We start from the raw sequence: 12,660 nt of genomic DNA, 5'->3' as shown, positions 1-12,660 counted from the left end.
TAACTGAATCAATTCTTTGTCTATAAACCGACGATCAATCGTCAGAGATTTAGTATTCAGCCCAGATACATAAAATAAGTCGTCTACCGTTATTGCCCTTAACTGCCTAGTAACTGAATCCCGTGTTTTCCAGAGATAAACGGCGTCCGCATCGGCTACAAGGTTCTCACCATTACGGAAGGTAGCCTTAATTGTCCGGGTTGAAACAGACTTAAAAGGGCTTATAGGCATTTTACGCGCTGCATCTATTTCCAAACTCAAATTAAGCTCTGTCGTTAAATTTGTAGTAAGTGTAATCAGGAACGATTTACGAAAAGTGTTTTGCGTGCGGCTGTCAATATAAGCACACGTAAAAAACAGGGAAAGCGGTACCGAAGGTTCCACGTTACGTTTTACAGTCAATTCCCCATATTGCCCCAAAATAAAACCGTCGGTATCCTTTGTTATACGGGAACCGGTTTCATTCGTACCAATATACCAGCGATTATCTATCAACTTCTTAGTATGATCCCCATCATCTAAAACGTGATCCGGATCCTTTATTACTAAACTAGGTCGAAGTACAAGCGGGAACAAAGTTCGGTCGGGATCAAATTCACCCGTAACATTGCTTTTATTTTGCGTCGTATTTCCCCCTACCTCTAGCATAAGTAAAGAGATATCCAACGGTGTATACAAAATATAGGCTGATGCTGTTTTCATAACTTATTATTTATTTTAAATTCTGTACTAAAAGATTTCAGATCCTCGCCGTCCCGGATTGATATTTTGCAGCGAAAAACTACTTTTTTGGCTTCATACCAGTTTGTAGGCATATCCAACGGCGTTATATCTACGGTATTAGCATTTTCGGCATGTTCGATATTCCATAATAGATCCTCTTCCAATAAATCACTTTCCCGCGTCCATTCAACCTGTGAAGCATCTACGGAAATATCCATGTCCCCATGTGTCAGAATAAATCCAAGCTGTGTATATTCTTGCCCAAAACGAAAAAAACGCCCTTTCGTGCTGGTAATTTCTAGTTTAAAATTACTATCTCCCACAATACATACCCACTGTGTATTATTCCATCTAGGCGGTAAACCTACCGTCGCAGCGTCAGACACACACCGCCAGCAACATGACTTATACCAGATTTGGTGCTGTATATACTTATTCTGTTCTTCGCTATATCCACGTATATATATGCCTCGCGGTTCCCAAATACCCAGATCTACAATTTCATAGATCGGGTTACCCTGAAAGTCTATTCTTATAAGATCCTGTATTATGGCACCTCTAGCGAATAAGTACGGATGTTTATAATTAATAGGAAGACCGTTAAACAATTCTAGGTGCTTCGGCTTCCCTAATGAAAGATAATAGTTACTTTCTTCTAATATAGGTTTAGTCACCCCTTCCAGATACATAATACATCCTTCGTAACTACTAATATACCAGCAACTCTGCCGATCTTCATTAACAGCATTACCACGGCGGCAAATATTCATACCGTTAGCGGGGGCAAAGTTTTTCCCTGCTGGTACTTCATCATCGGGGTATGTTACTACCGTTAATTGGTTTGCAGAAACATCAACGGACAATACTCTAAACCATGAAGTAAAAAAACTGCCATCTGATAGCAAAGTATTAATTGATCCATAAACAACATCATGCAAAGCAAAAGCGGTAAAATCAAAGTCCCATCGTTTACGTATAGTCAGTAAATAGGTATTGGCTTCTATCTCTTCAACTTTATCAATAGTACCAGATTCGGAAAAAACAAATTCCGACTCAACGGAAGACAATCTATTTATGATAAGCTCCATTATCATCATAAAAGATCGTACTTTCATGCTCTCCACTTCCGCATTTCCCTTATTATCAATACCAGCACCGGTTCCAGTAGTCATAGAAGGAAAGAATTTACCTATTTCCAGCCCTTCAAATAGTTGTAAAAGATGATTCGTGTAATCCGGCTGATCTTTACGGATGTACTTATCCCCGTCCGCTTTTTTAAGCCTTTCGTTCAAAAAGTCCAAAACTGCGGCGACTTGCTGATTCGTAACACTGCCTTTTGCAATGGCCTTATCAATATGATCGATTAACGAATCTATTATGTCCTGTAAATTATCAGCCATCAATTAAATTCTTTACTAAATTCCTGGGTATGAATACGCGGATTATCAAAATCAGCCCCTTGTAATGCCTGGGTGAAATGTCTTTCAGAGTCAGAAAACCTTAATGTTATAGGTAAACTTTGAGGTTGATTCATCGTCTTAGCAACTGCCAGGCTATCAGCCGACGCATTTACTTTTATTTCTCGATCTTCATATCCTAGCAAATAAATATCGTCACTGGAAAGCATATCAAGAAGAAACATAAGTTCCTTACTTGTCTTAAAACCGGTTTGTACATGGATCGTATCTACGGTTCGCACACGTTCACGAGATTCGATATAATCATTTACTAATTCATCATATTTCCCGTAAGTTTCTTCTTCCCCGCTATCCTGATCTAAAGTTGGTTTTCCGGTAACATCTATACATTCATAGGCACCGTAAGAATTAAGAAATTCCAGGTAGTATCTTTCTTTCGCCACATCTGCCGGAAGAATTATGATAGTAACTGCCGTACCTTCATCCGTGCTTACAATAAATTGACTAGCCAGCATATTTTCACTATCAAAGAAGTATCTCCGTAGGGCATCCAAATTAAGCGCATAACATTTACCCACTACTAAGCCAGTTATTTCTTTGCTTATCCCGTCCGATACCGTAACTGTAAAAGCTGTTTTGGGGGCAATAAATAATAAAGGACGTATTTCAGTCTCCCGGATCGTAAGAATACGTGTTTCCGATCTGGTAGACATAAAAAAATTACCGGCTGCATTAAGTAGTTTAAAAGTGAAAATATTACTCCCTTCTTGATTTAGATGCCGCATGGCCCTTTTACTAATTCCCCCTAGTATTACTTTGTGCTGTAATACTTTCTTTTCTCCCTCCGTATTAGCAACGTTTATAGTATATTCCTTTAGATTGCCAGAAGTATTCAAAATAATGTCTGTTTCCTGCCCTGTATATCGAATTGGGGCGAGGATGGCCGATAATATCTCGTCAATAAACACATAAAAATTACCTTCTTCCCCGGATCCTTCAAATACCGTTTCTTCCCCGTCTCGGATTACATAAGTAACCGGGGAAGAAGACGTTATATCAAGCCGGATCGGATTGCCTGATAGAGCCATGGTACGAGGAGATATATTTGCGCTTAAACTCATAATTCAAATTGTTGTCTTACTACATTCCCATTTACAACCGGTGACAATTTGCAGCCAGATAAGAATTTATCCCTTTCAACGTTAGGCGTTGTCAAAAGGAAATAAAAATCGTTATTTGTCTTTGTCTCGTTCCCAGGCAATAACCTAAATTCCAAAAACGCATCAGAAACGTTCGTCAATTCCGGTGCAGATAGTATCGTTTCATTTTCCATATTGCAAATTTGCTGATATTATCCTTTATGATAAAGGACAAAAAATTAGCGTCTTTCAGCCCGTATCCCAGCTTCATAAGTTAAATCATCAACTATATCTCTTCTAATGTAGTGTGTATTCATCCCTGTCCCAGTAGTATAAACAATGGTGTATTTTAGTTTGGCCTGATATGTATTAAGTACAGTTTTACCATTAGATACCTCTTCTTCTGACGGTGGCAAATATGCTGCAAACTCTTCATCTGTCGGCCTTGTTACTATTTCTTTTTCAATATCAACCATTCCAATATCTCTCCAATTCACATAATACCTTTCCTCTGCTGCCTTAATTGCAGCTTCAAATATGTTATCAGTATAGGAAACCATGACCCATTTAGTAGTCTGTGCCTTCATTACTACTATCCCCTGTTCTGATTCAAGATCATAGGGCTTTAAAAGTTTGATAGTCCGTAATTTAACAGTAGCCGGCTTATTTATCCGGTAGGGCATCGTATGTTTTACACTTTCTATCATAACTTTTTGACCGGATACCGAAAGTGGGCGTCCGGTATCTATCTTAGTTAAGTTTATTCGATCCAGATTAAATTTACCAGAAAGAGTGTGATTAGAATGTCTTAAAATTGCATCCCAGCCCTTAAAAAAGCGATTAAATGCACCATCATCCCCACGAAAGACTAATGAACAATTATAAGTATTACCGCTTCGATCACGAAAATAGTTACCTGCTGGATCCCTGCAAAGAGAACTCCCAAAGTAGTATCCAGAAGAATTTCCCTTTTCATCCGTTGCAAGTCCCATCGCAAAACAAAAACATAAAGGTGTATCTTCTTTCTGCTCTTCAACTTTTGCCCCTCTAAGAGTTGTATTCAGATTAACCGTTCCTGCAAGATATTGGCCCACTAGGAAGCCATTAGTAAAGGCCATAGGCAAACATTCATCTGCCCCTGTTACTTCTTCATATTCGACGTTTGTAGTCTTCTTATCCCACGGAAAAAAATCACTTGATACCATCGACACATTTTTAGTGATTACATTACGCTTATAGTATCTACCGGTAGAAGCCTGATAACAGACATACACATCATCCGGGATATATCCAGGGGCTGTATTCTTAACTTCCGTAACAATACCCTTATATTGATCCAAAAACTCTTCAAAAGAATCACATTCAACGTCTGCACCTTCAAATGAAGTCCCAGCGGATAATTTCAACTGTTTCGCCACCCCATAACTAGGAACTAGATCCGATGATTTAAACAGCGTCCAGTCTGCGAAAGAAGGCGCCGTTATAGCATCCTTTATCAGTATAACTTTGGCCGTTCTGGTATTACCGTCTACAAAAACCTTAGCGCCAGTCCTACAAAACAAAGCGTCTAAGAAATCATTTACAGAACAATCCGGCATCATATTTTTATATTCGATCTGTCCTTGTACAATTGCATCCGCCACGTTATTAAGCACTACCATTTTTTTTAGTTGATAATGAGTGGCAAAGGGATTCTCTATCAGTTTGAAACCATAGGCCGAAAAGATCAGTTCCAATATCCTAGATACCTTTATAAAAGGAGATATCCCATACCCAGCGGGTAATTTCACATCTACCAATGATCCAGAAAGTACCATTTTTTCAGTACGGGCATTTTTCTTTAAATCATAGACATCGTGATTAACCTTCTCTATGGGATTAATAAATTCAGGATAAACAACATCATTCAAAGATTCAGCCTTCACCTGTACCGGGAAAACATAATAATCTGCTGTCACATAATAGCGCATGACATCGCTTAAGTGATTCATTAGTACGGTTATTCCTCCTTCTGGCTTATATATTGGCAGTCCGGGTAATTTCTTCAATGAAACATTATTCCAAGCTTCATACATCAAACTTTCATCAAAACCAAAATTAGCCACAACACCGCTTTCCCTACTGGCTGACGTTATATTTTGCTTTCCCGTCCTTCGATAAATACCATCGGCAATAATAGCCATTACGTCTTTCCCCGGCGCATTGACAATATCTTCCCGGTGTATGTAATCAACTAGGTAAAGATTACGTTTAGTCCCTGGCAATGTGGATGCTAACGTTTGGCTGCCTTTATCCGTGTAAATAGGAGAAGTAATTTCGACTTCCATCTGGAAATCACCTGGAACATCGTATATTCCCTTTTGCGTCTTAATAGTTAATGCCATTAGTTATCCCCCCTTGTAAATGGTTTTTCTGACTTATATTTAATTTCCTCTGCATCGTTGATATCGGATAAGAGTACATAATTTCTTGCTGGTTTACCTAAATTCTCCGAAGCTTTTTCAAGTCGTTCAGCCGCTTTTATCAGTTCCGGGCAATTGACTTGATTTGCCGATTGATCTTGAACGTGCCCCCCTTCTGAATATCCCGGTAACGGATTTGCTACCGTCCGTTGGCGCCGGATACTTTCTATAACCTTCACCATATTAAATACCCGCTTGTTTTTCATCTCCGGTATTGGCACGACATATTCGCCACGATGAACCGCCCCGGCAACTTCATAACGGCCACCATCTCCAGTATATCCACCTTCGCTATATCCCGAAGACGGATTCACGACTCTTTCGGCACTAGTAGAAGAAGAACTGCTACTGTTGTTTAAAGTCATATTCTTAACCTTCTGGCGCTCCGAATTGGCGGCGGCAAGCTGGGCGGCGCCAGTCACTCCCATTAATGCGGCTGCAATCGGCCCGGCTATCGGCCCTAATTGCGCCATAGCGGTCATTATTGCCATAGCGGTATTAGCTATGATTTGGCTAGCTTTTACAGCAAATTGTACATCTGCGTATTTTTTCTCAATTTCAAGTTTTTTCTCGGCCTTTTCATTCTCCAAACGTTCAACCTCTTCGGCATTTCCCTGCGCCGCTTCGATTTCTACGTCATATTTAGCCTCCATATTGGCGATCTCCGCATCTTGTAAAGCGGTTATCGCATCACCGAATAAACCAGAAAAATAATCGAAAGCTTCTTTCCATGCCGTAAGCTTTATTTGCTTTTCGGCTGCTGCATAGTCCTTGGCACTGATTAAACCTTGTTGTTTCTCACGCCGTAAGGCATCCATCTGCATATTATAACGCTGTTGGAATCCTGCCAGACCGTATTTTTCGAGAATCCCATTTTTACGATTTTCTGCATCTTTTACAATATTAAGTTCCGCCGTACCCTTTGCTTCGTTGAGGGCTTTTTCTTGTGCTGCTGCCTGCTCTTTCGTAATAAGCTCTTGTTTCAGCGAGTCCCGTATTATCTGTAAACGTGCCTGATAAGATGCTTCCAGTACTTTAAGTTGCAGATCCGTTTCATCCGGCAAATTCGTTAGGCTAAATTCCTTTTTGAAAGAAGAAAGTAAGGATTCTATTTCTTTCTGCTGTTTTGCCCGGCTCTGGGCGTTAGCCAGTTCAGCTTCTAAAACCGCCTGCCCAGCTTCTTTTACAGCCGTAACCTTTACATTCCCTGTCTGTATTTCCGCTTTACCTACTTCGGTTTGATAGTTCTTAAGTATATTAAGACGTTCCCTAGTGTTTGTTTCTTCTAAGGCCAACAAAAGCATATCACGCGCTTGTTGCGTAATCTGTTGATTAGCGTAATCCAGTTCTATTTTTGTCTTAGTACTTTTGTAGACGGATTCTTGTACAAGTAATTTTTTATCCCTTTGTTCCTTTAACAGTGAAATTTCATTTTCATCCTGCTTCCTCTGGTTTTCTAGGAGTTTTTTATTGCTTTCCGTTATTTTAGATTGGATTTCTGCCAACGTTTTTAATTTTGTCTTTGCGGTGGTTTTATCCAGTTTCTTAAGTGCTTCCAAGCGTTCCGTATAATAGCGCTGATCCTCTGCCAGTACCGCTTTATTATATTGTGCTTCCGTCTGTTGCTCCTTCTCTTTAGCCTCCCGTATCTTTAAGAGCTCCTGATCGTGTTTATTATCCAAACCAGCCAAAGCCTTATCTATTTCTGAATTAAAATCACCTGGTTTCTTTTTCTTATTTACTCCTAGATCCTGCAAGGCTTCAAGTTCTTCTTTCAGCTTCGCAATTTTTTTATTTTTCGCTTTCAAAAGTTCCGGTGTTGAAGCGATCTCACGTTCGGCCAGCGCTATTTCCTCCTTCTTAGCTGCTACTAAATCCTTTTCTTTTTGGGTAGATTCAGCATTAACCTTAATGATATCTTCCTGTGACGTTTTAATTTCATCCGTTAATTTCTGTTCCTCTTCTGAAAGTTCCTGTATCCGGTTAAATTCTCTGCCGAAATAATCATTAATGACATTATCAGACCAGGTATCAGAATAGCCTTTAACTGCTACGGATAACGAATTAAAGCCTTTAGCAAGCCCTAATTTAAAACTATCCCAAAGATTACGATTTGCATTAATATCCTTTCGTTGATCTTGCAGGGCACGTTTTTCCTGCTGGATTTCCTCTAGTCTGGAATTGGCTGATCGAATCCTGGCAAGAGACAATAGGTTATCCGCATAGCTCTTACATGCCGTTGTAGCCTCTTTGGTATTGATTGTTTCCAAGGTCAAGTTACCCAGATACTCCGGGCTTAATTCATTTAGCTGCTTAATTGCTGCAATGCGTTGTTCCTTACTAATCTTTTCGTTTCGGGCAATTCCTAAAAGAGTGTTCAATTCTCGATGTTCAGAAGCCACGGAATCTGCCGCCTCTCCCCGGATCTTAAGTAAACTACGTTCTGCTTTCTCCGTTGCTGTTAATTCCCTTCTATAAGATGTTAGTTTGTACGTAATAGCTGCAATTACGGTTATTAGTATGGCTAATGGACTTATCTTGGTAAGTGCATAAAAAGCCTGCATCGCTATCCGAGCCTTATCAATGTTTCCAGTGAGAACGGCTTTTGCTGCGGCAAACAAATAAGTAGATGCAGTACACGCCTTTACTATTACATTGTTAGATGTTACCGAAGCATTATACAGTCTCATAGCCGCCGCACTCCGAAGAGTATTACCAGCCTGTAAAGCCATAATTGAGGTATAAGCCAGATTAATAGCTTTGCCCACCATTAAGAGCCCATTCCAAGTTTTTTGAAGCAATGTGACGGATTTATAGACAACGATAAGCCCGGTTACTACTGACACGACCGTTATAATACTGTCCTTGTGTTCTAGTATCCACACTGTCGCATCCGCAAAACCGATCTTAACCGTATGAAATAAGTTCCCCCATGCAGATTTTAGAGGAAGAAGAAGACGCCCTATCTCCATTTGTCGATTTTGCAGTTCTGCCGTTTTTTGTGCGGCTTTATCGGCTGCTGAAACATAGTTTTCACCGGCTTTGGATAACTGCCGATCTACAATATTTGCAACTGCTTTCATCAGATCCCCCGTTATCGCAATTTCTTCATTTATTTCGGCGGCTGATAAGCCCAGATTATCCAATATAAGAAGCGACTTACGGCCTAAACCTGTAACAATCGAATTAGTCATATATTCAACCGATTGCCCGGTCTGTTGTGCTTTCATTTGCGCGAACTGCAAGTATTTCCCCAGATCTTCAAGCGGGATCCGAAAATCCTTTGCCTGTACTGCCGCCTTCATTAATTCCAGATCATTAACAGTGTTTTTCGTCGCTTCCCTTAAATCATCCAAAAGCCCTGGTCGGTTCAACTTCTCAAAAGCATGTCTTACCCCGTCAGCATTAGCCGCCAGTTTCGTTCCTTCTTTCACCCATTCTTTCGCATTTGAAATAGCGTTAGTAAAAAATGAACTAATACTAGCGCCTATTCCCACGAAGAAACCGACTACGGTAGCTTTCATTTTACTAAGGCTAAAGAAAGATTCTTTCACGGCTTCCGTTCTGGGCTTAAGCTGCTCCATTGCAGCTTTTGTTTTCGCCAGTTCAGTTTCTAGCCGGGCATATTCTTCCGGTTGCAGTGCTTTCACCGTATTATCTAAATCAGACTGCAATTTCTTCGCCTGTTTCGATAATTGTGCATACGACTTATTTACATTGCTTAAGCGGCTTTCACACTGCTTTATTTTTTCGTTGTTTTCCCCGATAGCACGATTATTCGCCTTAAGTTTTGCTTCTAGCTGCTGGTATTCCTTACCTTGGTATTTCCCTTGTAAAGTAAGTTCCTTCATGGACTCTTTAAGGAGTTTATTTTCATCCTTAAGATCCTTACTATTATTCTTTATTCTTAGGATTTCCTTTTGTAAGCCCCCAGCGTTAAGCGATAGCGTCCAGGTGATATAATCCGGTTGTAATTTTCCCATGATCTTATATTTTAAAGCAAAGGTAAACAGCCAAATTACGAAGATAAAGGACACAAAAAAAGGCCATTTGGCCTTTAAAATACTATGGGAAAGCCCCTTGTAGTTGGGCAAAAATACGGTCGCGTACTTCTTTCCCGTACCCGTCACGTATATTCATAAGAGTGTTGTTATAAAGGATACCCCATATTTGCCGGTTATAGATGGCATAGTTCCCGTGTTCTTTCATATCCAGGAAACGAATATAAAGCGGAATATTAGAAGTTGCAATAACACCAGTGCCGGAAAGCTCCATACTATAACGTGGATTCTGTAAAGCCCTCAATAATTCGCCAGATCTTCTTTGTGATAGGTTTTGCCCTGTTTGGGAATAGCTGGCACGACTATATATCCTTTCTAAAGCGATCAAACGTTGTGCTTCAAAAATAGCCCGGAAGTCTCTCTCGATATTTTCCCGTATAAATTCCTGTTTAATTAGATCTTCCTCATTCATTCCGTATCAAATTGAAAAGCTATGCTCCACCCTGCAAAAATCGAATAAAAACTAGCTTCTGGAATTGTCGATAAACTGGATAAATCCAGATTTTTAAATAGATGGCACCCTATGGCTTTATCTTCCAGGATACGTTTTTTTATCTTTTCTGCGATAGGTTGTGTTTCCTTTTGCACCTGATAAGCTTTCTTCCTTTGCGGATCCGTCTTATCCATTATCAGAATAACACAAAGATTCGCTTCCGATATATTATCGATGTCTTTACTTTTCCCTTGTGCATTAGGAATAATGAAAAACAGTACTGGAAGTTCTTCCGGCTTAAGTCCCTGTACTACATTCCCCATATCCGGTTCAAAAGTAGCCGGAATTACTTTTTTTATTTCCGGGATCCGATTCCGAATCCCGTTCCAATAATTTTCATACTCTTGTAAATCTACCATGGCTAAGAAAAATAAAGGTTTGCTTCCCACGTTCTACGCTCTACCAGTCCAGGAAGTACCTTTCCTTTGCTGTGTACCCATTTCATAAACTCTATCCGAATACTCGGATCATTTAGATTCGCTTTTGCTTTACGATACAAAGTGGATGTATTAAATGCCTGGATCCCGATGTTAAATGAAAGACTTATCATCGCATCAAATTTGTTTTGACTGATTGAGGGGAAGCGGGTATTAAGATTCCTTTCAACATCCGCTAAATCCAAAGCAAGAAAGGTTAGTGCCTGCTCTTTGGTTATTTGCATACCTTCATATACTCCTTTAGTGTGACCGTACCCAATTGTTAGGACTCCGCTAGGGCACCGATACGCTTTCAATTTCAAGCCTTCAAAAGTTCCTATGGCCTGTTTTGCTGCATCACTTGTTTTCATTATATACTATTTTTTATTGTGTAAAGATTCAAAACGACATTTATACAGATATAGTAAAATGTCCCAAAAGGGAGTTTCATTAATCTGTTTCACATTGCCAAAAACGCCAGAAGATGCAATTTCAAAGGAGATCCCTATCCACCCCGTTTTATCATCAATCCTTTTTTCCCCTTGTTCCTGAAATAAAATAGAAAAGTTGATTTCCTCGCCATTTATCGGAATGGGAACGGTGCAAATCAACTCCCATACTGCACAAAAGAAGATATAAGAGTGAAAGCATACCAGCGGCGGTATTTCCCCTGCTTTGGGATCTTCGTTCTTATAAAGTATCCTACCAAATTCAGACATTAAATAATCTGCTTGCTCGTTATCCTTATCCCTTCTGGTTACTTCCATTGCCCTAACCAGGTTTAGGCATTGTACAAATTGCCCGTATGTAATATCATTAAGCATATCTTCTGGCCCTATCCAGCCTTTATATGATGGTAATAAATTACGTCCCGTCTTAATATGTGGATCGTAAATTACTTTATCCCCTTCCTCTTTTATATAAAAAAAACAGTTCATTTTGCCCAGTTGGGCATTTATTTCATTAACGATTGACTCTCTGCACATTACAAAGTTACACTTCATATTTAAGAGTAAAGAAATAAGCTTGCATTTCATTTCAAAAGGTGAAATGTTATCGGTATTCATCATTATTACAAGTTCCAAATATCGATAATATTGTTCTGGCGAAAGTTCTTCCAGATCTTCCGGGATCATCCTAGTTTTATTATTATACGTAAACTCTTGCATACTAAAACGTTATACCTTTAGATTGTATAGTTGCTTTAGGTAAATACAAATCCGGTTCATCCGGTTCGGCTTCAATAGTAGCGATAAAGTCTTGTAACGCTATAAGATCTTTTCCCGCATCGTCTCCCAGACTTTTAGACACTGCTTTCCTGGCTTCGGCTTCGGCCTTAATCTTTTCTTTAACGGTTCCGGCCTGTTGTACCTGAACTACCCCATCTGGAAGAACTTCAACAGGCAAACGTTCAACTGCCTTCTGCATCGTTAGAAGGGCCAAAGGTCTGCATACTGCATCGTTAAAGTCTTCGCCTAGTTCATTCCCTGAAAGTAACTGTTCGTACCGCTTCCGCGTAATTATCGGGACAATATAGCGATCTTGCATTTCCCGGATAATCGGTATAAGAGTTAAAAAAAGACGATGGCTCCCGATTGTATAATAAATATCGAATTTTTCTTTGCTTCTTATTAAGAGCTGATTTATAGCTCTTTTCTTCTCTGACTTCAACCAGAAATCGAAGTTCTCTTTATCTAAATAAGCGATCAAAGCGTCTACCGATTCATAAGCCAGATTAAGGATATTTGTTTCGTCTTTATATTCCTGTATGGCAGTAAGTCCCTTTTCATGTTCACCTAACCGCTTTTGCCGGCCTGTGTTCCCGTGTTGGGCGTCTAGTGTGGGGATAATCTTGATCCATGTAAATAAAGCTACGGACTGCTGCATCAACAAAAGAAGAGTATTATACTTTTCTTCTGTTTTTGAATCTGGCTCCGTAGAGTGATAA

Annotated in this window: 10 protein-coding genes; all 10 read right to left on the bottom strand. The window is 39.7% G+C overall.

Annotation, left to right across the window (positions count from 1 at the left end; translation table 11 throughout):
* On the bottom strand, window positions 1-702 hold a 702-nt coding region (locus BACCELL_RS00790; RefSeq protein ID WP_007209566.1), incomplete at its 3' end, for a hypothetical protein.
* Window positions 699-2,123, bottom strand: a complete 1,425-nt coding sequence (locus tag BACCELL_RS00785; RefSeq protein WP_007209565.1) for a hypothetical protein — start codon at window positions 2,121-2,123, stop codon at window positions 699-701. The genes BACCELL_RS00790 and BACCELL_RS00785, both read right to left, overlap by 4 nt.
* Window positions 2,123-3,262, bottom strand: a complete 1,140-nt coding sequence (locus BACCELL_RS00780) for a hypothetical protein (RefSeq protein ID WP_007209564.1) — start codon at window positions 3,260-3,262, stop codon at window positions 2,123-2,125. The genes BACCELL_RS00785 and BACCELL_RS00780 overlap by 1 nt, the downstream gene beginning before the upstream one ends.
* A gap of 257 nt (window positions 3,263-3,519) precedes the next feature.
* Complete coding sequence (locus BACCELL_RS00770) at window positions 3,520-5,664, bottom strand: hypothetical protein (RefSeq protein WP_007209562.1); 2,145 nt, start codon at window positions 5,662-5,664, stop codon at window positions 3,520-3,522.
* Window positions 5,664-9,725 carry a hypothetical protein gene (locus tag BACCELL_RS00765; protein WP_044153150.1) on the bottom strand — a complete coding sequence of 1,354 codons (4,062 nt, stop codon included), beginning with the start codon at window positions 9,723-9,725 and terminating at the stop codon, window positions 5,664-5,666. The genes BACCELL_RS00770 and BACCELL_RS00765 overlap by 1 nt, the downstream gene beginning before the upstream one ends.
* 82 nt (window positions 9,726-9,807) lie before the next feature.
* Window positions 9,808-10,215: a hypothetical protein gene (locus BACCELL_RS00760; protein WP_007209560.1), complete on the bottom strand. Its 408-nt coding sequence runs from the start codon at window positions 10,213-10,215 to the stop codon at window positions 9,808-9,810.
* Window positions 10,212-10,655 (bottom strand): hypothetical protein, encoded by a 444-nt coding sequence (locus BACCELL_RS00755; protein WP_007209559.1) that lies wholly within the window; start codon window positions 10,653-10,655, stop codon window positions 10,212-10,214. Before BACCELL_RS00755 ends, BACCELL_RS00760 begins: the two co-directional genes overlap by 4 nt.
* Before the next feature lie 2 nt (window positions 10,656-10,657).
* Entirely contained in the window at window positions 10,658-11,083 is a 426-nt protein-coding gene (locus tag BACCELL_RS00750; protein ID WP_007209558.1) for a lysozyme, read from the bottom strand.
* Between the two features lie 6 nt (window positions 11,084-11,089).
* Complete coding sequence (locus tag BACCELL_RS00745; protein ID WP_007209557.1) at window positions 11,090-11,881, bottom strand: hypothetical protein; 792 nt, start codon at window positions 11,879-11,881, stop codon at window positions 11,090-11,092.
* A gap of 1 nt (window position 11,882) precedes the next feature.
* Window positions 11,883-12,660, bottom strand: a 778-nt coding sequence (locus tag BACCELL_RS00740; protein ID WP_007209556.1) for a DUF6712 family protein, incomplete at its 5' end; no start/stop codon positions are given.

The sequence above is a fragment of the Bacteroides cellulosilyticus DSM 14838 genome (genome assembly GCF_000158035.1).
In the GTDB taxonomy this organism is placed as follows: domain Bacteria; phylum Bacteroidota; class Bacteroidia; order Bacteroidales; family Bacteroidaceae; genus Bacteroides; species Bacteroides cellulosilyticus.
The sequence above is the reverse complement of the archived record's forward strand: the minus strand, read 5'-3'. Positions and strand labels throughout refer to the sequence as shown.